This is a genomic window from Methylobacter sp. BBA5.1, assembly GCF_000746145.1.
Lineage (GTDB): Bacteria > Pseudomonadota > Gammaproteobacteria > Methylococcales > Methylomonadaceae > Methylobacter > Methylobacter marinus.
Genome location: NZ_JQKS01000017.1, coordinates 1 through 24126 on the forward strand (window position 1 = coordinate 1; position 24126 = coordinate 24126).

21 protein-coding genes are annotated in these 24126 nt (G+C 55.9%); 10 read left to right on the forward strand and 11 right to left on the reverse strand.

Annotated features, from left to right (window positions below):
* Positions 1-160 precede the first annotated feature (160 nt).
* From EK22_RS11435 to EK22_RS11455, 5 genes are all read left to right on the forward strand, one after another.
* Positions 161-961, forward strand: coding sequence for a hypothetical protein (locus EK22_RS11435; protein WP_152565081.1), 801 nt, complete (start codon positions 161-163; stop codon positions 959-961).
* A gap of 287 nt (positions 962-1248) precedes the next feature.
* On the forward strand, positions 1249-1959 hold the full coding sequence (locus EK22_RS11440; protein ID WP_081917857.1) for a DUF4410 domain-containing protein: 711 nt from the start codon (positions 1249-1251) through the stop codon (positions 1957-1959).
* A gap of 80 nt (positions 1960-2039) precedes the next feature.
* Positions 2040-2855, forward strand: a complete 816-nt coding sequence (locus EK22_RS11445) for a porin family protein (protein WP_036251051.1) — start codon at positions 2040-2042, stop codon at positions 2853-2855.
* 92 nt (positions 2856-2947) lie between these two features.
* Positions 2948-4159 carry a patatin-like phospholipase family protein gene (locus EK22_RS11450; RefSeq protein ID WP_051961860.1) on the forward strand — a complete coding sequence of 404 codons (1212 nt, stop codon included), beginning with the start codon at positions 2948-2950 and terminating at the stop codon, positions 4157-4159.
* A 917-nt stretch (positions 4160-5076) separates the two neighbouring features.
* Entirely contained in the window at positions 5077-5346 is a 270-nt protein-coding gene (locus EK22_RS11455; protein WP_020161457.1) for an Lpp/OprI family alanine-zipper lipoprotein, read from the forward strand.
* A 122-nt stretch (positions 5347-5468) separates the two neighbouring features.
* On the opposite strand, the gene EK22_RS11460 is transcribed toward EK22_RS11455, so the two are convergent.
* The 10 genes from EK22_RS11460 to norR form a co-directional block, all read right to left on the reverse strand.
* The gene (locus EK22_RS11460) at positions 5469-5876 is read right to left on the reverse strand and encodes a carboxymuconolactone decarboxylase family protein (protein WP_036251052.1); all 408 of its coding nucleotides are present in this window, start codon (positions 5874-5876) and stop codon (positions 5469-5471) included.
* 140 nt (positions 5877-6016) lie between these two features.
* Positions 6017-7195, reverse strand: coding sequence for a hypothetical protein (locus EK22_RS11465; protein WP_036251207.1), 1179 nt, complete (start codon positions 7193-7195; stop codon positions 6017-6019).
* Positions 7196-7296: 101 nt separating this feature from the next.
* The gene (locus EK22_RS11470; RefSeq protein ID WP_036251055.1) at positions 7297-8016 is read right to left on the reverse strand and encodes an SIMPL domain-containing protein; all 720 of its coding nucleotides are present in this window, start codon (positions 8014-8016) and stop codon (positions 7297-7299) included.
* Positions 8017-8196: 180 nt separating this feature from the next.
* A complete protein-coding gene (locus EK22_RS11475) occupies positions 8197-8712 on the reverse strand; it encodes a hypothetical protein (protein ID WP_036251058.1) in 516 nt (171 codons plus the stop codon).
* A 371-nt stretch (positions 8713-9083) separates the two neighbouring features.
* Positions 9084-9917 (reverse strand): SMP-30/gluconolactonase/LRE family protein, encoded by an 834-nt coding sequence (locus EK22_RS11480; protein WP_036251061.1) that lies wholly within the window; start codon positions 9915-9917, stop codon positions 9084-9086.
* A gap of 478 nt (positions 9918-10395) precedes the next feature.
* Entirely contained in the window at positions 10396-10758 is a 363-nt protein-coding gene (locus tag EK22_RS11485; protein ID WP_020161449.1) for a DUF4186 domain-containing protein, read from the reverse strand.
* A gap of 731 nt (positions 10759-11489) precedes the next feature.
* Complete coding sequence (locus EK22_RS11490; protein WP_036251063.1) at positions 11490-13622, reverse strand: molybdopterin-containing oxidoreductase family protein; 2133 nt, start codon at positions 13620-13622, stop codon at positions 11490-11492.
* 80 nt (positions 13623-13702) lie between these two features.
* Positions 13703-14347, reverse strand: a complete 645-nt coding sequence (locus EK22_RS23185; protein ID WP_020161447.1) for a YdcF family protein — start codon at positions 14345-14347, stop codon at positions 13703-13705.
* Between the two features lie 2 nt (positions 14348-14349).
* Positions 14350-14520 (reverse strand): hypothetical protein, encoded by a 171-nt coding sequence (locus EK22_RS24925; protein ID WP_020161446.1) that lies wholly within the window; start codon positions 14518-14520, stop codon positions 14350-14352.
* Between the two features lie 215 nt (positions 14521-14735).
* Positions 14736-16280: a nitric oxide reductase transcriptional regulator NorR gene (gene norR / locus EK22_RS11500; protein ID WP_020161445.1), complete on the reverse strand. Its 1545-nt coding sequence runs from the start codon at positions 16278-16280 to the stop codon at positions 14736-14738.
* 519 nt (positions 16281-16799) lie between these two features.
* Here norR and EK22_RS11505 point away from each other — a divergent pair.
* From EK22_RS11505 to EK22_RS11525, 5 genes are all read left to right on the forward strand, one after another.
* Positions 16800-17684, forward strand: coding sequence for a hypothetical protein (locus tag EK22_RS11505; protein ID WP_036251066.1), 885 nt, complete (start codon positions 16800-16802; stop codon positions 17682-17684).
* Positions 17685-17692: 8 nt separating this feature from the next.
* Positions 17693-17902: a hypothetical protein gene (locus EK22_RS25270; protein ID WP_020161443.1), complete on the forward strand. Its 210-nt coding sequence runs from the start codon at positions 17693-17695 to the stop codon at positions 17900-17902.
* Positions 17883-19463, forward strand: coding sequence for a DHA2 family efflux MFS transporter permease subunit (locus tag EK22_RS11515; RefSeq protein WP_036251069.1), 1581 nt, complete (start codon positions 17883-17885; stop codon positions 19461-19463). Before EK22_RS25270 ends, EK22_RS11515 begins: the two co-directional genes overlap by 20 nt.
* A gap of 1 nt (position 19464) precedes the next feature.
* Positions 19465-20919 (forward strand): efflux transporter outer membrane subunit, encoded by a 1455-nt coding sequence (locus EK22_RS11520; protein WP_036251071.1) that lies wholly within the window; start codon positions 19465-19467, stop codon positions 20917-20919.
* A 191-nt stretch (positions 20920-21110) separates the two neighbouring features.
* Positions 21111-22262, forward strand: coding sequence for an HlyD/EmrA/EmrK family protein (locus EK22_RS11525; protein ID WP_235209294.1), 1152 nt, complete (start codon positions 21111-21113; stop codon positions 22260-22262).
* A 558-nt stretch (positions 22263-22820) separates the two neighbouring features.
* On the opposite strand, the gene EK22_RS11530 is transcribed toward EK22_RS11525, so the two are convergent.
* Positions 22821-24110 (reverse strand): PepSY-associated TM helix domain-containing protein, encoded by a 1290-nt coding sequence (locus tag EK22_RS11530; protein ID WP_051961862.1) that lies wholly within the window; start codon positions 24108-24110, stop codon positions 22821-22823.
* Positions 24111-24126: the final 16 nt, after the last annotated feature.

The following is a 24126-nucleotide window of genomic DNA, read 5'->3' on the forward strand; positions in this document are numbered from 1 at the left end:
GAATTCATTCGCACTATTCGCACGCTATGAATGCTCTGCAAATTTTACTCGTCAGAACAAGGTTGACTGAGTACTAGCGAGGTTTCAATCCCTTTCTTGCGCAGTTACCCCAGGTCGCGCTTCAGAAAGGAGCGGCCCCGGAACAAACCGGAGGACAGAAATGAACATCAGACCTTCAATATTCGTTGCAGTTGCTATGGCCACCATCATTTTACTGATAGGGTCCGTGGATGATGCTGTCGCCCGTGGTCGTGGCGGCGGAGGCGTTGCCCGGGCTGGAGGGGGCGGTTTCTCCCGAAGCGGGGCGGCGGCTAGCGGCAGCTTCGCGTCGCGCGGTTCAAGCTATCAGGGCGGCAGGACAGGCGCTGCATCCCGCCAGGCTTACGCCGGCTCAGCGCAACAGAGACGGCAGCAATTACAGCAGAGCCCCCCGCAATACGACAGGCAGCAATTGCAGCAGAGCCGGCAACAATACGGACAACAGACGCAGCAAAGCCGGCAACAATATGGACAACAAGCGCAACAGAGCCGCCAGCAATACGGACAAGAGGCACAGCAGAGCCGTCAAGCTCAGCAGCAACAGGCGCAGGACAGACGGCAACAAGCCGCGCAGTCTTATCCTCGTGGTTACTATCCACCTTCAGGCTATTATCCGCCGTCAGGCTATTACTATGACCATGACGACTGGGACGACGGCGAAGTCGCGGCCGTGGCGATCGGCGCGGCGGCGCTGGGCGCTGTCGGCGGCTATGCGGCGGGCGAATCATCGGAGCAGTATGCCGAGCCATCCACGATAGTGGTCCAGACCGCCCCTCCGCCCTCGGGCTATGCGAGTCTGCCTTGCGCTGCCACCACCAAGGTTGTTGTCGGTGTGACTTATTATCAGTGCGGCTCCACCTGGTATACCCAGGCTTATAGCAACAGCGGCGTCATTTATGTGCCCGTGCCAGAGCCACGCTAGATAACCCGAGCGGGAAGGAATTACCCTCTGCAGAAACGAATTGAAATTTATACCTCTGGACCTGCGTATTTAGCGCTTCTGCTACCGGTAGAAAGTAGGATTGGGCGATCTAAAGCCGTTTTAAAAATGTGGGGGCGACTTGTCGCTTGGACATAGGCGCCTACCAACAGTAGGCGAAGTCGCCCCCACAGGCATGCGTAGGTCCTATAACCCTGTGATCGGGCCGGGGCAATGTCCCTAGCCCTTTTTTCAGTTCATTGCATTTAATCTGTCACTGGAGGATTGTCATGAGACGGCTTAACCTTACTGTGCCAAGTTTATTTGCCCTGACCGTTCTGGTCGGATGCGCATCCGGCCTCCCTGTGGCTGCACGCCAGCCGTACATGGGCGAAGAGATCGACCGGCCCGACCGCATCATTGTTCATGACTTTGCCGCGACGTCCACCGATGTCCCGCCCGAATCCGATCTCGCCGGCCGAATCGCTGGGTACCTGGTGCCGCAAACGGCTGGGCAGATCGAGACAGGCCGTACATTGGGCGCTCAAGTTGCACTGAATCTGGTGGCGGAGATCCAGAATATGGGACTGCCTGCCGTACGGGCTGGGAGCCAACTGGCGCCGCAGCCCGGTGACCTGGTGATCAGGGGGTACTTCGTTTCCATCGATCAGGACAGCGCCGGCGAGCGTATGCTGGTTGGGTTCAGCTCTGAGACGGCTGATCTGAGAACAATAGTCGAAGGCTATCTGGGGGCGGATCAGGGGCAGCGCCGGCTTGAAACGGGACTGACCGGGGCCGGGAGCGAGAAGGTACCGTATAGTCTGGCAGATTTTACAACCCTTGCCGCGACCGGAAGTCCTCTTGATCTTGTCACGGGCGGCACGTCGAACTTAAAAAGAGAAAGGAAAGACCCGCCGACGATCAAGGACGCCGCTCAAGCGACCGCCAGTGAAATCGCCGATCAACTGAGGATGAAATTCAGAGAACAGGGTTGGATCTAACCGGATGACTGATGCTCATTTATCGCTCCGTAGCCTGACAGCCCAGGAAAACAAGACCATTCGAAAAAAGGACACCTTCCATGACTATAAAAACCTGTTTTTTCACGTTTTTCAAAACCCTGATAATGCTCGCAGCAGCCTTGGCGGCGACGTCCGAGGCTGCTGAGGAGGGCGCCGTCAAAAATCCCTGGGCTTTCAATCTCACGCTGTACGGCTGGCTGCCCGGCGTGGACGGCGACTTCTCCGCAGGCCGGTTTAGCAAGTCGGTCGATACCAGCTTTATCGATATTGCCGAAGAGCTAAGGAACTTCCCGCTGGCTTTTATGGGCAGGCTCGAAGCCCATTACGAACGGCTGGGGTTGTATGTGGATGGCAATTACATGGATCTGGATTTTGAGCCCAGATTCGACCAGGGAATCAGCAAGGGCTTGTCGAGCCAACTGGGAGTCATGGAGTACGGGGTCATGTACCGGCTGTTCGGCGCGCCGGCGGCGGAACAAGTCGGGCGCTGGACGGAAAAGACGCGGTCCAATGGGCTCGAAGTCTATGCAGGCGGGCGGACCATCTGGCTGGACAACCAGGTTGAGTTCAGGGGTGTAGGCAAAGCCTCGTCCAGCGAGAGCCTCACCAGTCCGCTCATCGGCGGGCGGTTCACGGTGGAATTCAGCCCGGAATGGTTCGTGCTGGTGGACGGCAACGGCGGCGGCTTTGGCGTGGACGACATCGAATTCGCTGGCTCCGTAATGGGCATGATCGGCTATCGCACCACTTTGTTCGGTGTACCTGCCTCGTTGGAAGCGGGCTATAGAGCTCTGCGCCTGGACTTGAAAAAACGTCTCATTGAAACCAACGTCACCATAAACGGGCCGTTCATCGGGCTGACAGGCTATTGGTAAAGGTCGACGTGGTTGATTCAAGGCATTGGTGCCGAAGTATTGAAGCAAGACTGTCATGCTATCGGTGGCACTGGATTTTAAGGAGTTTTGCAATGATCAAATTGATTGCTTTACCGGTGCATTGGGTCTTGATTATGACATTGTCCGGCTGCGCGGCCCTCCGGCCCCATTCTCCGCCGCCGCAGCAGGTCGAGGCGCTGGTCCGGATGCCGGGCATGCCGGAAGTGCGGGCCTGGGGCGATGAATTCAGCCCGGTATTCCAGAAGGACTTGATCGAATCCTTACGTCAGGAACAGCGAAGCGGCCTGTTCCGGGAGGGCGAAACTGTCGACATCCTGGCGATCTCAGGCGGCGGCGGGGATGGCGCTTTCGGTGCGGGAATGCTGTGTGGCTGGTCTGCCACCGGCAACCGCCCGAGCTTTAAGCTGGTTACCGGCATCAGCACGGGGGCATTGACCGCGCCGTTCGCGTTTTTAGGGCCGGCCTATGACGATAAGTTGAAGAAGGTGTACACGACTATTTCTTCGAAGGACATTTTCAAGCTGAAATCCTTCTTCGGTATGGTGCAGACGGACGCCATCGCTCTGAATGATCCTCTCGCCAAGCTCACCACGGAATATATCGACGAGAAGATGCTCAAGGACATCGCCGCCGAGCATCTCAAGGGGCGGCGGCTCTATATCGGCACTACCGCCCTCGACGCCCAGCGTCCCGTGATCTGGAACATGGGCGCCATCGCGGCGTCGGGCCGTTCTGATGCGCTCGAACTGTTCCGTAAGATCATGATTGCATCCGCCGCTGTGCCGGTAGCTTTTCCGCCGGTTTATATTCCGGTCGAAGCCGGTGGGAATAGCTATGACGAAATGCATGTCGACGGAGGCGTGACCAATCAGGTGTTTCTCTACGGTCCTATGTTGAACTTGCCGGCTGGCAGGAAAATATTGGGATATGACCAGCCCCTCCGAAAACCGCGGGTCTTCGTTATCCGCAACACGCGAATCAAATCCAATTGGCTTGCCGTGAAGCCGGTTATGCGTTCCATCGCCCCACGCTCTGTCGCTTCGCTCATCAAGGCCCAGGGCGTCGGAGATATCTACCGCATTTACGTCATCACCCAACGGGACGGGCTCGATTTCAATTTGGCCCATATTCCCGATGAACTGGATACGAACCGGAGCGATGAATTCAACAAGCAGGTGATGAACGTCTTGTTCGATACCGGCTACAACCTGGCTCGCTACGGCTACCGCTGGCAGAAGACCCCGCCGGAGTTCTTTCCCGAGAATGGGGCCGGTTATGAATAGCAGCCAGCCTGGTTCAGGAGCAACCAGTTAATTTCTTTCGATAAAGCGCTGAATCATCTGGGCAAATACCATGAGAAAGTGTATCGGCGAATTATCCTCATCCCCTTGATGTCGGCAGATTGTGATAATGATGGCTGAAAAAGCGATCGGAAACACTGAGTCCAGCAGCGGGCGCGCCGCTGTTTCACTTTGTCAAACAGGGCGGGATTAAACGCTTGTCGGTAAATGCTATCAGGTGAGGTTTGCCGTTTGATCCCGAAAAAAGGATTGCAACGACAATCCGCATCAATAGCCTTAATCAGTGAAATTATCCTTGATACTTGTCTGATGTTTAGTGGCGATAGGGATAGTATTTTATGGAATATATTATTACTTTATAACTGATGTTACGCATTAGTTGAATTAAGACAGGTTTAACAAAGTACCTCCAGCGCGGTGGTTATTTGAATTCAACTGTAGGGTCGAATTCATTCGACCCGAAACGCTTGCTATTCAGTTTAGTGCGAATAAATTCGCACCTACGCGTGCATGAACATTCAGGCGATGAGGTCACTGTCAGTTGAATAAAGATCGGTTTAACAACCTATCGCCAGCGCGGCAGGCAGGATAAAAACGGCCCATGCGTAACATCAGTTTATAAAATATCCTGAAATCCTTTGGGCAAGCCCGCATTAAGTTTTCAAAATAAAAGTGTATTTAAATAACTCAGATTAAGCATAATCGGGTTATTGGATGAAACTTTGTTGAATTAAGCTTATCCAATGTTTGCCAAAAAAAAGCATTAAAATCATTGGTTTATTGTTTTTAAATGCTATTGACGAGAGAAATTGGTAAAGACAGGCGCTGAACGAGGAAAACATTAAAACTGTTTAATAGATAAAATTTTATTAACGTTAATCTTCAGTAAGGGGAAATGTATGAAAAAAATAATAAAATTATCAATGCTTACCCTGGTTTTCAGTATGATTGCGGCTTGCTCGACTACTGGCAATATACAGTCGCAAATCGATGACTTGAATTCTAAAATTTCTCAGATATCATCCGATGCGGCCAGCGCGCAAGCTTCGGCGGCTGAGGCGACGGCAAGTGCCGAAGCCGCGGAAGCCGCGGCTAATAGGGCGGCTCAATATGCTCAAGATTCCAATAGAAAATTGGATAGCGGTTACATTAGGCCGACGATGAAATAACCTTGTTGTTCAAATAGCCCGATGAGAGCCTTTCCAGGCCTTCGGGCAATTTCTGGCCGCCTTCCGCAAATGCTGTCAAGTCGCATTTGCGGAAGGCCCGGTTGGTCGGAAACATCGGTTATTTAATTGGTTTTGTTATTTGAGGCGGCCTGTTTTTTATCGAGCTCCACGAAAACGTCCTTGGCTACCAGAATGGCATTGATGGCGGCAGGAAATCCAGCAAAAACGGCCATTTGCAGGATTACTTCGACAATCTCCCCGCGACTGCACCCGACATTGAGTCCGCCTTGAATATGCGCCCTTAATTCAGTAGTTGCATTACCCAGCGTCGTAAGCGATGCAATGGTAGCTATTTCACGTTCTTTAAGCGACAGAACACCGCGTGAATAAATGTCGCCGTAGGGAAATTCGATGATATAGCGCGCCAGGTCGGGCGCAATATCCTTAAGTGCATCCATAACGCCTTCGCCGATAGACCCATGAATGCTTGAGAGTGTTTCCTGGCCGCGTGTATAGCGATTCGTATCCATCAGCTTTATCCTCTCTATGGTTGATCATGCAAATTTGATATTTTTTTCCGATGCATAATTCATTTGAATGATTTCCAAGCCCGTCATTGTTCCGGGTAATTGGCGCCAACGCCGCCTGATTCATGCCCGGTTATAGTCTGTTAGAGGAGGGTGGCGATGATCCTCATCAGCACGTCCTTGATCGGGATCTGGATGGAGAACAAGGCGATGATGGGAATCAGGGCCGGGATCGCGATGACGAACAATGAGGTCTTGCCTATCGGTACCAGGCGCATCTTCCTGACCGCCTGATAAAGGGACAGAGTGTCGGCTACCGGCCCGAGTTCCGGCGCCTGCAGAATCGAATCGTCAACTTCAGTTTCGCCCAGAATCCAGCGCCGGCGCACCAGGCGCCCGTGGTCACCGACCAGGATGCCGTATTCCAGCAAGGCGCGGCGCCTGGCGATAACAAGCGGCCGGAAAAACATCAGCAGCGGTGCCAGGCAAATGCCGACGAGAGCGATCAGAAAAACCGTGAGCAGGGTCTTTAAGGACTGAACGTCGGCTCCGTGATACAGGACCTGATGAGCCAGGCGCGACGACAGCACGGCCGAAACGGCGAAGGCGAACAGGCTGAACGCCTTCGGCAAGTGTTCCAGGAAACCCAGGCCGCCGGCACTGTCCGGATGGGTGGGCACGATGTCGAGGTCGAGCCGGGCGATGCGTTTAAGCAGCACGAATATCAGGAACAGGCGCCAAAGCCAGGCCGCCAGGAAGGCGACGAAAACAGGGCGGCTTACATAGATGAACCACCAGCCGCCAAATCCGAGATGGTCGCCGATGGCGGCCCAGTTGACTTCATGTTCGAATTCAAATCCGCCGGCGGCCGTGTCCAAGGCGGTCCAGATAACGATGAGCGCGATGATCGCAAGCCAGGGCAGGGAGCTGTCGCGCAGGCGGGTCAGATCCCCGATGATGTCGGCGAAATTCTGTTTCTGGGCGGCCGGCACCACGCCGGAGCTCAGAAAATAGGGAATCAGCATCGTGCTCGTCTGGTGTGCTATGCCTTCGCCCGCTATGAACAGCGGTACGGCGAGCAGAAAACGCACATGCACACCGAAGTGCCGCAGCAGCGGATCATCCACGGTGCCGGACAGTATCCGGTCAGTCAGCAAAGCCCAAATGACGATCGGCAGCCAAGTGAGCACGGTGAAAAACACCACCCGCCGCATGATGCCCAATCCCTGTTCGGGAATCAGCCCCACGCGGCGCTGGAGCCGAAACGGCAGGTCATCCCGGATCAGGGAGAACGCCAGCGATGGGTCGACGCTTTGTTTCATGTTTGGCTCCTTATCCTGTATGTCCCAATGACTGTCGACGATGCAATAGCGTTCCATCGCCGACAATGACCGCGGCACTTGAGGCCGCGTCGGAAGGCGGCTTAATCGGACAAGTAATACTCCACGGTGGATACCACTCGGATTTTCTTGATATGCGGATTGTTTTTGTCTCTAGGCTCTATGGAGAACTGTCCCTGGGAGGCTTTTTTTATCTTGCCCAGCCTGCTGTTGGAGTCTTCAGCGAATTTGAGCGCCACTTCTCTCGCCTTCGTCGTGGTTTCCTGGATCATTTCCGGCTTGATTTTATTCAGATCGGTGAAAAGATATTCGGTCTGGTTTTGATAGCCCTCGCCGGTAAAGGCGATGCCGCGTTTGCCTAGTTCGGACAGTTCATTCATGGCTTGACGGACGGTGGAAACATTCGATGAATAGACCGTGACCGTCTGGATAGCCGCATACCGGAACTCGGCCTTTTGGCCGTTACCGTATTGCTGGGCCGATTTGTCGGTAATCGAGGGCAGGGAATGGGATATCTCGGCCGCCGTGATGCCCTTGGACACCAGAAATTCCTCGATGCTTTTTTTCGCGGCTTCGATCGAGTTATACAGGGCGCTGAGGTCGTTGCCGCTCTCGGTGAAAACGATTGGCCAAATCACGACATCCGCTGGCAGTTCCCGCTCGGATAACCCTTTAACGGTAACGCTGCGTTCATATTCCTTAAAATCGATGGCGGCCTGGCCCAGAAGGTATCCGAGCGCGGTCAGGCCCAAAAAAAACGATAACCCCAGGATCAGGGCGTTTGTTCTATTTGTTTGGTTCATCTGCTTGATTCAGGTAATTATCCAGGTCCGCTAGTTTATAGGATGATTACCGTCAAGCACCAATAAAACCTTGTTCTTCGTTATCGGCCAGAATTTACCGGCTGCGCGCCAAGATTGCCAAACAATCCTGGCCGGCAGTTTGTTACTCAGCCGGTCAGGATTGTTTAAAACGGCTGCAAATTATTCCGCCGGCGTTGAATGGTGCTGGATGTGTTCCGGTACGACATCGTTGCCGTGCTCGCTTATCTGGGCATCGAACCATTCGTGGAGCGCCTGGACATACTGGGGATATTCAGTGGAATAATGAATCTGAGCACCGTTCTCCAAGGCTTCATATTTAAATTGTATGTCGTCGGTGTCCGCCTTTTTTAATAGGGCGAGACCTGGCATATCGGGGCCGTGCATTTGTTCCGTCACGGAAAAATCGCCCTTTCTGAAGTCATTGGCCAGTTTTTGCAAATAGGCCTGGATCGATTTGATTTCGCGGGTATCGTCCGCCGACTTGGCGACAACATGCTGTACGCCGCCATGAACGGTTTTGGTAAACGTCTGTAGGGTTTTGTCAGGGGAATAGGGCACCAGTTGCTTCTGGCGTTGATTCACTTCAGCCATCTGGATAGGGCTGGCTTTTTCAAGGGCTGGCGCTGTTGCAGAAAAAAGCACAAGTCCAACAATCAATAAGGAGTAATGTTTCATAGTCGCACTTCACGTTAAGTTAAAACCAAATGAAAGACACCGTATCTTAAAACCGCACTATAAGAGACAGGGTTTTTATTGCTCAGGTTCAATATTCGATGCTGCTTAAAGATATAAAGATCAGCGAAAGAGCTCCGAATGCAGCAGGGCGGATGAAATTGGCTCATAGCCGGTAAACGCTTCCGCCGCCATCATGGCATTATTAATGCTCACCGATAACTTCATGAACTCATTATGAAATATTTGCAAGTAATTGAATTGCTAAGCCTTCGTGTGCTTCGTGTCCTTCGTGGTGAAATATTCAGGCTAATTCGTATTGCACGCTTTCGGCTTCGATCAAGACCATTGCGGTTTCTCTCTTGCTGAAGTTTTCATCGATGATCAGCGCACAGATCGCGCGCGATCATGCCCCACATGCCGTCGGTATCGGGTAGGGGCGCAATGAGCCTGCCTTTGCCATTGTGTTTGTTGATTTTGATCAGCAGGGGCTGGCCGTTCCCGTCCGCGACGCCTAAAAGTTCATCCCGGGGACCGACCGCCAGGCTGAATACTTGTTTGAAGCCGATATCGCCGATGATCTCGGCCTGACCCGAATGCGGATCGATCCGGATCAGCAAGTCGGTCGCTTCCTCAAGCGTATTGAGCTGCCTGGCGGTGCCGTACAAGGTTCCGTTCGGCAGGAAAACCAGGTCGCCCGATGAGCCCAGGTCATTCCCGTAAACGCCCACTTTGTTGCCTTGTCCGGTTTCAGTATCAATCGTGAGCAGCTCGCCATCCCGCGTCGCGGCGTATAACTGGCCGTCGACACTTGCCGCCAGGGCATTGATCCAGCGCTCCTCGCTCAAATACGCCTCGCCGATAATGTCGCCGACAAACTCGCCTTGTCTGGTAACGGTATCGATGGCGACCAGCCGGGTGAATGTCACGCCGAATAGTTTGCCATCGGGGAGAAAAGCGATATCGGTCATTTCCCTGATGCCGGTTTCGCCCAGGTTCAGAGGATAGGCCAGCTCAGTATTTCGCAGGTAAAGGTTAAGCACGTAAAGATTGCTGGAATCATCGCTCTGGCTGTGATCGTTGGCATAAAGAACATAACCGCTGCCGGGTTTGCAGCCGCTAGCTTCGGCGCCGAAACCGGTGCTTATCGTCTGAGAAAACAGGCTGGCAATAAGCAGGATGCGGGCTGAACACAGTAAATTGAACATGGGCGTCTCCTTTTCAAAATACTCGCAGGCTTGTAGTTCTTGTCAATTCATTTGTCGGCAAGACGCCGGATTCGCTGGTTGATGCGATTATTCATCATTTTGACTGACTGTCCATTCGCGCCATTACCTACGAGCAACAGCTCAGGAACGCGCATAAAACATTTTCCTCAAGTGCGTGGATGGATTTCCGGTGCAGGTGCGGATTTATTTATGCCCTATGGGTACTTGTGCCCTTCAGGGTATCCGCACAGTGCGAATAGTGCGAATACCCTTGCAGGGCACAAGTGAATTCGCACCTACAATTTATCCGTCATAATTAATTAAACAGGACTTACGCAAGCCTGTGGGGGCGACTTCAGTCGCCCCCACAGGTTTTAAACCCGCTTGTTTCGGCGGATGAACAGGCAAACTGCGTGAGCCTATTAAATTGACTGACTACTATGAGCGGGAGTGGGATGAAAATGGCCGCCAGACGGATTCAGGATGACTTTTCCATTTCATCCCGAAGCCAGCGCTCAAGTACGTTGATGATGTAAGCTTCCTGTTCCGGCGTTAGGGGGCGGCCTTTCGGGATTCTGTGCCATTTTTCCAGGCAGCCGCGGCAGCAGCAGGCGGTCGCATGCTGGGCGACAAAAACGGGGTGCCCCCGGAATGGGGTTTGTTTGCCGTCATTGGCAATCACGGCCGGGGCCAGGCGTTTGGCGATGAAGTCCCGGGCGTGATCGATGATCGTGGGCAGGCCTTTGGTCCGCAGATAAACGAGGTCCTTGCCCTGGAGGTGGAATTTGCGGCGGAAGGCCGACTTTGAGAGTGCCTCAAAGATTTTGTCTAAGTCTCGCATGTTGTGAATTTAAACCGCGAGGAGCACAGAAACAAGAAATTTCGGGACTGACGCACGCCTGTGGGGGCGACTTCAGTCGCCCCCACAGGTTTTAATACCGCTTGTTTCGGCGGTTGAACAGGCAAGCCGCATAAGACCCTGGTTTTTTACTAGGACTTTTCTCCGTGAACTTCGTGCTCTTCGCGGTTCATGTCTACTATAAATTTAACTGATGTTACGCGGTCAGTTGAAGTTAGTTTGATTTAATAAAGTGTCGCTAGCGCGACGATTATTTGAATCGGGTTTATCGCACCCGAAGGCGAGTTACGCTGAGAAGCCCATCCTTGGGCTTCTCCCTTCGGGTCAGCTAAAGCTGACCAAATTCGCTCCTGGCGAATTTGTCTTTGCGCGGCCAAAAGAAAGTAACCAAAGACAAATCTGCCTGGAGCAGATTTGGATGCGAAGCACGCGCAGCGTGAGTGCCTGGATGGCACGAGTCAGCAGGCCGCCCGTTGCCGCTTGCTCCCTGTGCTCCTCGCTTTCGCCGAGGGTTGCCAAAAGGGACTCCTGTCCCTTTGGCAACGCGCTTCATCCATGAAGCGCCCCTTCGGGCTGCTCACTCGGCACATCCCTGTGCCTCGCCCTTTGGGTGCGATGCATGCAAATCGGCTATCCTGCCGATTTGTCTCGGCGAAAGCTCCGGTGCTCGGCGCGGCAAACGGGATGAAACCGCCCGTGCGTAACATCAGAATTTAATGCGCCACGGCTTCCACCTGCACCAGGTTATCCGAAAACGTCGGGGCATGGCCCATGTTGACGAACTCGGCCGAGCTGATGATGTTGACCGTGCCTTTGTTCAATTGCCGCCAATAGCCCAGCGTGGCGACGACGATGCCGGGATTGACGTCGTCGGTGATGCGGGCGTCGCCCTCGAAGCCGCCCCGGTCGTTGAAGACGCGAACCTTGTCGCCGTCCTTGATGCCGCGCTCGTCGGCATCCACGGCATTGATCAGTACGAACTGCTCGCCCTGGCCGCGGATTTTCTGTTCCATGTTGGCATAGCAGGAGTTCAAAAAGCCGTGGCTTTTCGGCGAAATAATATTCAACGGGTATTTTCTGGCCAGCTCCGGGTTGGTCGCGGCGGTTTCCCGGGACGGCACGTAGTCGGGCAGGGTATCGAGCGATTCGCCGGGCTGGAAGCTGTCATACATCTGCCGGAAAGGTCCGGCCACGAAATTGCCGCGGGCGGCGGACTCGGACTTGAATTCGCACTTGCCTGACGGCGTCGGGAAATTGCCTTCTCTGTGCGGCGCGCGCGTATCGGGCGCGCCGATCTTCAGGCGCGCGTAGCCGTGCTTGCGCAGGTAGGCCAGGTCAATGCCCTCGCAGGCCGGTGAATTCCAGTCGATATAGTGTTCGAGACATTCCGCGTCGGACCATTTGAACTGTTCCTCCTCAAAGCCCAGGCGCGCGGCCAGGCGCCGGAAGATTTCGTTGTTCGGCACGGCTTCGCCGGGCGATTCCACGCACTTGGCATTGTAGGTCAGATAGAAATGACCCCAGGACAAAATGATGTCCTCCATTTCGGCGCCCATTGACGCCGGCAGGATGATGTCGGCATAGGCGGCCGTGTCGGAGATGAAATGCTCGGCCGAGACCAGGAACAGATCCTCGCGCAGCAGCCCCTGGACGATCTTGTCGGTCTCCGGCGCCTGGGTCACGGGGTTGGAATTCCAGCACATCATGGATTTGATCGGCGGGTCCAGCGGCAGTTCGCCGGTCAGCGCGCGGCCGATCTGAAGATTGTTGACCACGCGCGTGCCCTTGGGGATGAGGTCCGGGCGGCAGATCTGGTCGAATTTGTAGGGATGCTCCCACACCGGCATCTGGTAGATGCCGCCGCCGACATCGCGCCAGGCACCGGTCAGGGCCGGCAGGCAGCAGACGGCGCGGATGGTCTGGCCGCCGCCGTAATGGCGTTCGAGGGCGACGCCGATGCGCATGGCGGCCGGTTTCGTGGTCGCGTATTCGCGCGCCAGCGTCCGGATGTCCTCGGCCGCGATGCCGGTGATTTCGGCGGCCCATTCCGGCGTGCGCGTCCTGGCCCGTTCAGCCAGTTCCTCGTAGCCGACGGTGTAGTTGGCGACATAGTCCCGGTCGATCAGGCCTTCTTCGATGATGGTGTGGATCATGGCCATGGCCAGGGCGCCGTCGGTGCCGGGCCGGGGCGCGATATGCCAGTCGGCCTGCTTGGCGGTCTTCGACGCATAGGCATCGATGACCACGACCTTGGCGCCTCGCTTTCGCGCTTCCACGACAAAATGCCAGTGATGCAGGTTGGTGCTGACGCTGTTGCAGGCCCAGATCACGATGTATTTGGCATGGACGAAACTTTCCGGGTCCAGTCCGCCGCTCGGGCCGTTGGTCAGCAGCCAGGCTGTCGCCGAACCTTCGCCGCAGAACGTGCGTTCGCAAACCGTGGCGCCCAGTCGGTTGAAGAAGGCATCGCCGCCGTTCAGGCCATGGACAAGGCCCTGATGGCCCAGATAACTGTAGGGGATGATCGCCTCGGCGCCGTATTCGGCAATGATGGCTTGCCAGCGGCTGACGATTTCAGCTAGCGCTTCATCCCAGCTGATGCGCTCGAACTGTTTGCTGCCCTTGGGACCGGTGCGGCGCAGCGGATACAGTACGCGTTCGGGGTGGTAATGGCGTTTTTCGTAATCCTTTAATTTGACGCACAGGCCGCCGCGCGTCATCGGGTGCCCGGCATTGCCCGTGACGCCGGCCAGTTTCCCGTTCTCGACTTCAAACACCATGGCACAGGTGTCGGGGCAATCGTGCGGGCAGGCGCCCGGATGGGTTGTTTTTATTACTGCGGCCATTTTAAAACGTCCTCTTGCGTTATTTAAATTGTATCGATTCACGACAATTTCGGGATGCTATCACGAATCTTTCTAACGTCTCAACGATCGGCCGGACAGGAAGGCGAATTGCCCGAGACCGACCGTTCGTAAACCGCGAGGTCGCGGATCCAGGCATGGAGTTCCTTGATGGCAAGCGGCACCGTCCAGCCTATCTGGCTGAGCGGAACGTAACCGCCGGCGACTTGCAGGCGATCGCACCAGGAGGTTTTCTGGCGGCACAGATACCGTTTTGCCCGGTGCATGTGCAGATTGTCCGAGGCGATAATAATGCGTTTATGGTTTTCCAGGTGATGCAGGGAGCAGCTGATGTTCTGCCAGGTATTGCGCGCCCGGTCTTCGATGATCAGCTGATCCTGCGGAACGCCGAGCTCGCGCGCGAACGCGGCCATTATCTCGGCCTCGACATGGCTGTTATGGACGGCCGCGCCCGATACGATCAGCCTGTCGCAGGCCTGGTTCCGATACGCCGATACGCCGACTTCCACGCGCATGCGCTGCATCGGATGGAGGCTGCCGTCAGGATTCGCGGGGAACCCCGCCACCAGCACGGCGCAATTGCCCGGATCGGCTCCGGCAGGGGCAGGGCGGGAAGCCAGCCAGTAAGCCAGTTGCGAGAGCGCAAACAGGCCGATGAATACGGCTGAAGCCCGCTTCAGCCATTTGTTCAAGGCCGTGACGATCACCGTTATTCCTTGTCGGCATACAGGTCGTCAATGAGTTGTTTGAACCAGGCGGGCAGGAAAATAACGACAAACAAGCCGATGGTGCTGGTAATCGGAATGGGGCCGACGCCCAGCACTGAAAAAACCAGCAAGATCAGGGCGCATATGATTCTGACTCGGGTTGAGGTGTTCATAATGGCGTTTTCCTATGGGGGCCGATCGGGTTAAGGTTAAAAAGGTTTTACCACGAAGGTTAAGGAAAGCACGACGTTTTTTCTTCGTGACCTTCGTGGTTTAAATCAGTCGTAGGGTACGCAGTGCGTACCTTTTTAAAAAGCCGTGATGCGCTGGCAGATTTTAACAGGTCCGCAGTGCGTACCCTACGGCACGGGCAAATATTCACAATAAATTATTTTATCCCCAGCCGCCTGGCGAGACGGTGCAGGTTGCCGCGGTCCAGGCCCAGGCGGCGCGCCGCTTCCGACCAGTTTTGACCGGCTTCGGCCAGGGTGGCGAGAATGCGTTCTCTCTGGAAGTGATCGACCGCCTGGGTGAGTGATAGCTCGGCGGTTTTATTGACTGTCTCGTTCATCGGTTTTTCGTTGCTGGCTGTGATATCGAGGTCGCAAGGTTCAAGCATCACCGAGCGTCCCTGGATCGACGAGGCGCGCAGGACGGCCCGCAGGATGACATGCTCCAGTTCGCGGACGTTGCCGGGCCACGGATAGGTCCTGAGCCGTTCGATGGCCGCCGGCGCCATGCGAACCTGATCGAGGCCAAGGCGCGCCCGGGCCTGGGTCAGGAAATAGCCGGCCAGTATCGCGATATCGTCGATCCGCTCGCGCAACGGCGGTACATGCAGCGGGTACACGCTGAGCCGGTGGTAAAGGTCGGCCCGGAACCGGCCGTCCCTGACTTCCCCGGCGAGATGCCGGTTGGTCGCGGCAATGATTCTGACGTCGGCGCGGTGACTTTTGTCCGATCCCAGGCGCTGGATTTCCCCGAACTGGACCGCGCGCAGCAACTTGGCCTGGATCGCAAGCGGCAGTTCCCCGACTTCATCCAGAAACAGCGTGCCGCCGTTGGCGAGTTCGAACTTGCCGGCGCGATCGCCATTAGCGCCGCTGAAGGCGCCGCGTACATGCCCGAACAGCTCGCTCTCGGCCAGCGCTTCGGGCAGCGCCGCGCAGTTGACATAAACCAGGGGCTGGCCGGCTCTCGGCGAGCGGGCATGGATGACGCGCGCCACCACTTCCTTGCCGACGCCGGTTTCCCCCATCAGCAGGACAGTCAGGTCGGCTCCGGCGACAATGTCGATTTCGCGGTTCAGCTTCTGCATGGCCGGGCTTTCGCCGAGGGCCTGGTTGCTGCGCTGCAAGGTCTCGTTGACCAGTTCGCTGGTCACCAGTTGCCGGTGTTTCGCCAGGCGTTCCAGCGTGCTGATATAGGTTTCGTAGCGCAGCGACACGGTGGCGAGGGCAGCGAAAGTCTGGAACACCTGGTCATCGATATGATCGAAGGCGCCGGGTTCCATGGCATCCGCCGACAATACGCCGAACAGCGTGTTCTCGTTATAAAGGCTGCAGCCGACGCAGGCATGCACGCCCAGTTGGCCGCCGGGATCATTGGCCAGCATCGTATCGTAAGGATCGGGCCGGTTATCGTCGGCGGGGAACCGGACCGGGGTGCGCGACTGGATAATGGCGGCCAGGCGCGGATGCTGTTCCGGCCGGAATGCCTGTTCCTGGACTTCCGGCAGTAGGCCGAAGGTGGCGACCGGAATCAGCACCCCGTCCTGATAGCGCAGCAAGGCACAGGCATGATTGCCGGTGATTCTGGCGAAGATGTTCAGGAATTCGCTGTAACGGTCCTTCATGGAAAGGTTCGCGGTCAGGCTCAGCACGACCGCGCGAATCGCCTCTTCCATGGTTTCAAATTCCAGGGATTGAGTCATTTGTTCAGGTTGCTTGTAGTCAATTTGATACTGAGTGTGTCAATAAGACATCGTCATGTCCAGTTTTATTTAACCGGTGTTTACGCGCTCTTCCTCCTGTTTCCTTCGTAGTATATACACTGCGTGCGTTGTGCAAAGCCGTCTTCAGTCGGGCGGGGCATGCCGCTCCGTCCGAAACGATTGAAATTGAGTAAGCGCCTCCCGCCATTGGACGCAAATCTCGAAGGATTGTTAAGGACGGGGGCAAACCCCGCCCCGCCTGAAGGGTATGCAATGCAGATCCCGCGGCATTCGGCGCCCTGGCTAATCAGGCTGGCAACACCGCTTTTTTGAAAATTTTGCTGTCATTATGACAGCATTGCAATCTAAATATAAAAACAATACAACAAATTCAATAACTTATAAAATGGCATATATATTGCAATACCTGTGGAATCATCTTCACCGGCTTTTTACCGTGTGCATTATGTCTAATGTTTCTCGAACAGAGAATTCCTCAATCCTGCCTGGAGAAGAACAATGGCTTCTAAATTGGTGAACAAAACCGCAGAAAAAGTATTGGCTAACAGCCCCGGCAGCGTCTTTATCATGCTGTCGATGTTGCTGGTCATATTAAGCGGCTGCATGGCGGCGACAATAAAGCCGCCAGTTGCCGAGCTCGATCACATACGCACGGTGGTTGTCGTGCCGGTGGAATCGCCGCCGCTCGAGGTGACGCCCGATCTGATCGAAACCCGCATGCCGGTGTACGGGCATTTTAACAATATGGTGTTGCCGGCATTCCTGGAGGAAAAAATCTACAGCAACCCGGGCGGTATATTGATCGCGGGTTTGATCGGCGGCGGCGACGTTGTAACGGCCGCAACATTGCCGCGGGGACACGGCGCGGGCCTGGAAGCCGCGGCAACCTTACAGGAGCACTGGACGCCGACCCTGGAACTGGCACGGGAAGCGGCTTCGCAACTGAATGCGGGCGGCATCAACGCCACTCCCAGCAAGGACTATTATCGCCTGCCCATGGCGGCGGGCGATCGGAACGCCTATCTCGGTCACTGGCAAGCGGCCATCCAGCAATGGTACAGGCAAAATACATCGCCGGTCGATTATAGCGGCGTGGCATCAGCCGATGCCGTGCTGGAGATCGGCATCGGAACCTACAAAATTTTTGCCGGGCAGACCTCGCTGCAGGTTTTGATCAAACTGGTCGATCCAAAAAGCGGGCGTGTAATCGCAAGAACCGACAAGAAAATGTTCTCGGCCGAGGATTCCGCGCAAACCTTGCTGAGTCGTGAAGGCAAAGCGTTCAAGGGCTTGATCGCCGAAACCGGCGCGCGGCTTATCGATCAAGGCTTCAGCGAAATAGGCCTGACGCAGGCGCGTTTGGCTCAAGGATCTGGAGAATGAACGGCCTTATGACGACTGAAGCAAAGCCTGATACAACGCTTATGAAGCAGAACTGTAAAAACCATGAGGATATAGTTGTTGTATCGAATCGATATCTGTCGATACAATACTTAAGCACCGCCGGAAACAATGCCGAGGATCTTCAGCCCCTCGACTTGAAGGGCGGTGCGCTTGTACAGACGGAGAAACCGGGGATTCATGGCGATCATCTTCAGTAAACGGCTGCGAGGCTGGCGTTTTATCCTGTTCAACTTCTGCATGGGGGTCGGGCACGCTATCGTCATTTTCAATGCCGGCGCCTATATCGCCATGCTGCCCCGCGTGGCCGGCGGCCTGGGCATTCCGCCCAGTTTCGCGACCTGGACCCAGACCGATTACATGATAGGGCTGGCTCTGGCCTTTCCGGTGGGCAGCTGGCTGGCGCGGCGCGTCGGCGAGTACCGGCCGTTTGTGGCGGCCTTCGTCGTGTTCGCGCTGGCCTCGATGATCTGCGCCTACGCCACGTCGCTGTACAGCTATCTGGCCGGCCGCATCCTGCTCGGGTTTTCCGGCGGGCTGACGCTGCCCCTGGGGCAATCCATGATCCTGAAGGAATATCCCGACAAGCGCAAATCCCTGGGTATCGGGGTCTGGAGCCTGTTCACGCTGACGCCTTTTACCTTCGGTCCGCCGATCGGCGGCTGGATCGCCGACAACCTGGGCTGGCGCTGGCTGTTTATATTCAATATTCCGATTGCCCTGGCGATCGCCGGCATAGTCGGGGCGCTGTTGTACCAGCGTGGTTATCAGGCGATACAGCGCCGTTTCGACACGGTCGGCTTTGTGCTGCTGGTGATTATTCTGGGCGGCTTTCAGACCCTGCTGAATCAGGGCAACGATTGGGACTGGCTTAATTCAGCTTATCTGACCGGCTTGATCGCCATCATCGTCATTGCCTTGATGTACTGGGTCACCTGGGAATTGAACACCAAGCATCCTTTTGTCGATCTGACTTTATTCGCGCATCGGAATTTCACGATCGGCGTCTTGATCATGTTTACCGGCTTTCTGTGTTTTCAGGGGCTGTTGTCGCTGTTGATCATACAGCTTCAACTGTCGCTGGGTTATTCCTCCTGGCTGGCGGGACTGGTATTTTTGCCGATGGCGATTTTCGCGAAACCCGTAGCCGGGGTATTCCATGAAATCGTCAAACGCTTCGATGCCCGCCTGCTGGCCTTTTTTAATCTGCTGGGCTTTGCCGCGACTTATTTCTGGCTGAGCCGCTTCGATGTGCACGATGCGTATGACCAGCTGTTCTGGCCCAAACTGCTGGAAGGCGTCTGCCTGGGCAGTTTTTTCGTGCCGCTGACGGCGCTGCTGCTGCACGGGCTGCCGCCGGAACGCCAGTGGCGGGCCGTGGAACTGGCCAGTCTCATGCGCATCGCGGCCGGCGCCATCGGCATTACGCTGCAGGGCATTATTTTCTACCGCCGGGCGCCCTTCCACATGACCCGCTTCGCTGAGACGCATACCGTCTTTGACCCGCGTTATGACCAGTCGCTGAATATTCTGGTCGAGGCCGGCTTCACCGAGTCCACGGCCCTGATCAAGTTCGCGAAACTGGCGGCCCGCGATTCGGCCATTCGTGCCGTCAACGATGCCTACTGGATCGCCGGCTGCATTTTTGTCGGCCTGGCGATTCTGGTCTGGTTTGCCTATCCGACCAGGCGCCCTGTCAAACGCACGCCGGAACAGGCCCTGCGGCGCAGGGCTCAGGAACTACTCGCCGAGGAACCGTAATATGTTTATTTTTCCGCGCCGCGCTGCAAGCCGCGGCATGCTGTTTACTGTCTTTTTATCTATGCTGCCCGGCTGCGCCTGGTTTGGGGAAGAAACACGGCGCGCCGAGATGATCAGCCTGCCGTCCATGGAGCGGACCCTGTCGGCGGCGCATGACGCGCTGACGACCGACGGCCAGTGGCCTGAACAGACCTGGTGGCGGGTTTTCGGCAGCGCGGAACTGAATCGTCTGATCGAGACGGCCGTGGCCGACAACCCGGATTTCAAGGCCGCGGCGGCGCGCCTGCGGCAATCCCAGTCCATGGTCGATGCCCAGGCGGCCGAACTTTATCCGACGGTCGACGCCAATGTCAGCTTCAGCGCGCAGCGCTTCTCGGCCAACAGCACCGAGGCCAAGCTCGCCGGCGAACACTTCCGGAAACTGGTGATCAACCCATTTGTATTGCGCTATCACATCGACTTCTGGGGGCGGGACAAGGCGGCCCTGGAAGCGGCCGTCGGCGAGGCGCTGGCCGCCCAGGCCGAATTGGCCGACGCCAGGCTGTTGCTGTCCGTGGCGGTCGCGCGCGGCTATTTCGATCTGGCGGCCGCCAGCGAAAAACAGCGTATTGCCAGGGAGGTCGTGGCTTATCGTGAAAATCTGCTGAAACTGGAGCAGGTACGTCTGGATACGGGCCTCGTTTCCACGGCGCCGTTGCTGTATGCGCAGACGCTGCTGAGCGCGGCGCGCGAGATCGAAGCCGCCGTTCGCGCCGAGGTCGATCTGCAAAAGAACCTGCTGGCCACGCTGGCCGGCAAGGGACCTGACTGGGGGCGGGACATTGTGGCCGAACGCGGGTTTTTACCCAAACCGTTGGCGCTGCCCCGTGATTTGCCGTTGCGCCTGCTGGCGCACCGGCCGGACGTCACGGCCGCGCGACTGCATGCGGAGGCCGCGGCCCAGGACATCAAGGTCGCCGAAACCGCCTTTTACCCGGACGTCAACCTGATCGGTTTCGCCGGTCTGCACAGCGTCAGTCTGACGGACGTATTGCTGCAGGGCTCCAGCCTGGCTTATGCGGTCGGTCCCTCGATCGATTTTCCGATTTTCGAGGGCGGCCGGCTGCGCGCCAATCTGAGTTACCAGGAAGCGGCCTATGACGCCGCCGTGGAACGTTACAACGGCAGCCTGCTGCACGCGGTCCAGGAAGTGGCCGATTCCCTGACCCGCTGGCGCGATATCGACACGCGCCTGGCCGAACAGCGCCAGGCCGTGGAGGCCATCGCCGAAACCAGCCGACTCGCGCAAACGCTGAATCGTACGGGTCTCAATGACCGCAGCGAGTTGCTGGAAGCGGGCGCCGCCGAATTCGAGCAGCGCTTCCGGCTGGCCGTGCTGGAAGGCGAGCATTTCAAGGCGGCCGTCCATGTCATCAAGGCCCTGGGCGGCGGCTATGTCGATGGCAAGTCTCATTAAAACCCGATATGCAAAATCATAGTCATTCAAAAGAAATCATGCGCCGACGGAATCGCCGGCTGAAGCTGACCACCTTGTTCATACTGAAGGGCGTCCGTCCTCGCCATCAGGGAACCCGACGGTGGCTGACCCGGCGTAAGGCTCGTTAAAATTCAGATATGCGGAACAATACTATTCGACCCAAAGAAATCATGCGCCAGCGTAACCGCCGGCTGAAGCAGGTTACGTTGATCATATTGCTGGCCAGCCTAGGCTATTTCGGCTATCACTGGTACGCCAACCGGAACTGGGTGGCTACCGATGACGCTTTCGTTATCGGCCATCTGGTCACGCTGAAAGCCCAGACCGAGGGGACGGTCGTCGAGATTCTGGCCGAAAATACCCAACATGTGAAAAAAGGCGACGTACTGGTCCGGCTCGACGGCAACATCGCCCAAATCGCCCTGCAACAAGCGGAGGCGGAACTGGGCCAGATCGTGCGCGACATCGTCACCCAGACCGCGAAAATCGACACGCTGAGCCAGCGTATTGTCGCCAGGCAGGCGGCGTTGACACAGGTGCGGCACGATCTCAAGCGCTTTATCGTGGCCGCGCGGGACGGCGCGGTTTCGGACCAGCAGGTACAGAACACGCGGGACAAGATCCGCGAACTGGAAGCCGCGATCCAGGAAACCCGTGCTGAAAAGGCCGGCGTCGAGGCGCAGGTGAAAGGTGTGGCGATCGACCATCATCCGGCCGTTGACAAAGCCAAGAGCCGTGTGCGGCGCGCTTTTCTGGATTACCATCGCCGTAACGTGGTTGCGCCGGTATCGGGCTATGTCGCCAAGCGCCGCGCCCAGGTCGGCGATAACGTCAAGGCCGGCGCCACGCTGCTGGCGATCGTGCCGCTGGAAGATCTGTGGATCGAGGCCAATTTTCTGGAAACCCAGATTGCCGGAATCCGTCCGGGGCAATCGGCCGAGATCAGGGTCGATGCCTACGGCAGCGAGTTGGTCTATCATGGCACGGTCGAGGGCCTGAACCCCGGCACCGGCAGTACCTTCGCACTGCTGCCCACCGACAACGCGACCGGCAACTTCATCCACATCGCCGAACGCGTGCCGGTGCGCATCGGCCTTGATCCCAAGGATTTGCAGGACAATCCCCTGCAGCCGGGGCTGTCCACGCTGACGCGCATCAACATCAGCGAAGCGGGCGAGCCGCTGCTGACGTCTTCGGCCCGCGCCGACGGCGACGCTTACCGGACCAGCATTTACGACAACGAACTGGACGGCGTGGAAGCGCGGATAGAGCGGATCATTGCCGAAAACAGTGCATTATTTCATCAGACGGGAAACAAGTAGGCTTTATGGCATGCGGGCAGGGCGGCAGGATTGCGTCTGGACCGGAAATCGGGGCACGAGAGGACCGTAGGTGCGATTACGCTGCGCTAATCGCACCTACGGGCTAAAAATAACATCCCGATGTCATTTTTTATGATCTCCTGTGGGAGCGATGCCCTCATCGCGACTTGCGGCGTCTTTAGTCGCGATGAGGGCATCGCTCCCACAGGCGCCGTTTAAAATAAGACAGTTATTGATTACCGAATCCTTAATCAAGGCTTATTTTTCCCCCCACATCGAAAAAGGGTGAGAATTTCCCGAAGCCGGAAAAAACGGGGAGAAAGAGGCTTATGGCAAAGGCGGTTTTGGGAGCGCTTTATCCGTGACGAAACGGATTATCGACAGCACGTCGATTACATCCATTGGAATCCGGTGAAGCATGGATACGTAAAATGCGTTAAAGAATGGCCTTATTCCAGCTTTCACAGCTATGTCGCGCATGGGATTTATCCTGAAAATTGGAGTGATGCGGTCGAGTTATTTCCGGCAATGGCTGGGGAATAACTCGATCGATGCGGTTCAGCGTAATTCGTGTCTTGCATCAGAGCATGGAATGCGAGCGGCATTTAGCTTGATGCCGCTTTGCCGCTTTGCCGCTCGCCGCTTTTGTAGCCAGCGGATCACGCCGGTGACAAACAACACTGGACAAATCAGCCCTGACAAAAACACCAAAATCCGCCCTGTCATACCAAACGCTTGCCCTGAGTGCAATGGCCATTGCCAATGCGTAAATACCTCGCCTGCCGTGCCAATTGCAGGATCGTCAACATCAAGGATTGTTCCGCTGTAACGGTCGATCACCACGCAACGCCGATGTATCAAACTGCCCGGTTCTTCCACGCCGTCCTTACAAACGGTATAAGTCCCGGTCGGTTCGGTCGCGCCATAAATCCAATCGGCTCGCCCTGTGGGATAGCGTTTTTCGGCAATGTTTACCGCATCCGCCATAGTAATCGAAGATTTCTCGGGCGTTGGCTTTGACTTAAACCAGTAACGATAAGTCACTGGCGAAAATAGCTCCAATACAGGTACGACATACTGAGGTATGTTCATATAAATACCGGAAAACAGTACCGGGATAATCACGACTGCCGAATAAAACCCGAAAGTCTTATGTAAATCGAAGTTCAACCTTTCAGTGCTGGCCTTGAATTTGATCGTGACGGCCTGCCGCCATTTTCCGGTCAGCGGCCACCAGACGATCAGTCCGGTCAGTATAGAAATGATCAACAAAGCGCCCATGATGCCGACAATCAGATAACCAGAATCTTCGCCCAAAAATAGGGCGTAATGCAGCTCGAAAATAAAGCCTATAAAGGTCTTTGGGAATGGGGTGTCGGAAGAACCCATCAAGCGTTTGCCAACGATTTGCGTGGTATAAGGGTTGACATAGACCTCCCAGCTTTCGATCACGCCTTCCTGTTTCCCCGTCAATGGCAGGGAAAAATGCAGTTTAAAAGCCGCTTCATTATTACGGGGATAATTGGTAAAGGTATGTACGGCATTTTTGGGCATCGCTGCCTGACCCGCCTGGAAAATCTCAGCCAACGGTTTGTAAACAGGGTTAGCTTCGGGCGCTTTCACTGTCAAAAGATTCGGATTCAACAGTTCATTGATTTCGGCATGAAAAACCAGGATGCTACCGGTAATGCCGAAAATGGACAAAAACAAACCCAACGCCAAACCCAACCACAAGTGTACGTCCAGCCAATGCTTGCGGCGGGCTTTAAGTTTTGTCAGGCGGTTTCGTTTGGCATCGGAGCTTTTCACAGCTTCGCCTTGCGGTAAATTATAGTCGAATAATTTCATGGTTTTGCTTATAGCA

Bases quoted from the DNA above. Each gene is read 5' to 3' on its own strand.
- EK22_RS11435 (WP_152565081.1), top strand. From the start codon at position 161: ATGAACATCAGACCTTCAATATTCGTTGCAGTTGCTATGGCCACCATC.
- EK22_RS11440 (WP_081917857.1), top strand. From the start codon at position 1,249: ATGAGACGGCTTAACCTTACTGTGCCAAGTTTATTTGCCCTGACCGTT.
- EK22_RS11445 (WP_036251051.1), top strand. From the start codon at position 2,040: ATGACTATAAAAACCTGTTTTTTCACGTTTTTCAAAACCCTGATAATG.
- EK22_RS11450 (WP_051961860.1), top strand. From the start codon at position 2,948: ATGATCAAATTGATTGCTTTACCGGTGCATTGGGTCTTGATTATGACA.
- EK22_RS11455 (WP_020161457.1), top strand. From the start codon at position 5,077: ATGAAAAAAATAATAAAATTATCAATGCTTACCCTGGTTTTCAGTATG.
- EK22_RS11460 (WP_036251052.1), bottom strand. From the start codon at position 5,876: ATGGATACGAATCGCTATACACGCGGCCAGGAAACACTCTCAAGCATT.
- EK22_RS11465 (WP_036251207.1), bottom strand. From the start codon at position 7,195: ATGAAACAAAGCGTCGACCCATCGCTGGCGTTCTCCCTGATCCGGGAT.
- EK22_RS11470 (WP_036251055.1), bottom strand. From the start codon at position 8,016: ATGAACCAAACAAATAGAACAAACGCCCTGATCCTGGGGTTATCGTTT.
- EK22_RS11475 (WP_036251058.1), bottom strand. From the start codon at position 8,712: ATGAAACATTACTCCTTATTGATTGTTGGACTTGTGCTTTTTTCTGCA.
- EK22_RS11480 (WP_036251061.1), bottom strand. From the start codon at position 9,917: ATGTTCAATTTACTGTGTTCAGCCCGCATCCTGCTTATTGCCAGCCTG.
- EK22_RS11485 (WP_020161449.1), bottom strand. From the start codon at position 10,758: ATGCGAGACTTAGACAAAATCTTTGAGGCACTCTCAAAGTCGGCCTTC.
- EK22_RS11490 (WP_036251063.1), bottom strand. From the start codon at position 13,622: ATGGCCGCAGTAATAAAAACAACCCATCCGGGCGCCTGCCCGCACGAT.
- EK22_RS24925 (WP_020161446.1), bottom strand. From the start codon at position 14,520: ATGAACACCTCAACCCGAGTCAGAATCATATGCGCCCTGATCTTGCTG.
- norR (WP_020161445.1), bottom strand. From the start codon at position 16,280: ATGACTCAATCCCTGGAATTTGAAACCATGGAAGAGGCGATTCGCGCG.
- EK22_RS11505 (WP_036251066.1), top strand. From the start codon at position 16,800: ATGGCTTCTAAATTGGTGAACAAAACCGCAGAAAAAGTATTGGCTAAC.
- EK22_RS25270 (WP_020161443.1), top strand. From the start codon at position 17,693: ATGACGACTGAAGCAAAGCCTGATACAACGCTTATGAAGCAGAACTGT.
- EK22_RS11515 (WP_036251069.1), top strand. From the start codon at position 17,883: ATGGCGATCATCTTCAGTAAACGGCTGCGAGGCTGGCGTTTTATCCTG.
- EK22_RS11520 (WP_036251071.1), top strand. From the start codon at position 19,465: ATGTTTATTTTTCCGCGCCGCGCTGCAAGCCGCGGCATGCTGTTTACT.
- EK22_RS11525 (WP_235209294.1), top strand. From the start codon at position 21,111: ATGCGCCAGCGTAACCGCCGGCTGAAGCAGGTTACGTTGATCATATTG.
- EK22_RS11530 (WP_051961862.1), bottom strand. From the start codon at position 24,110: ATGAAATTATTCGACTATAATTTACCGCAAGGCGAAGCTGTGAAAAGC.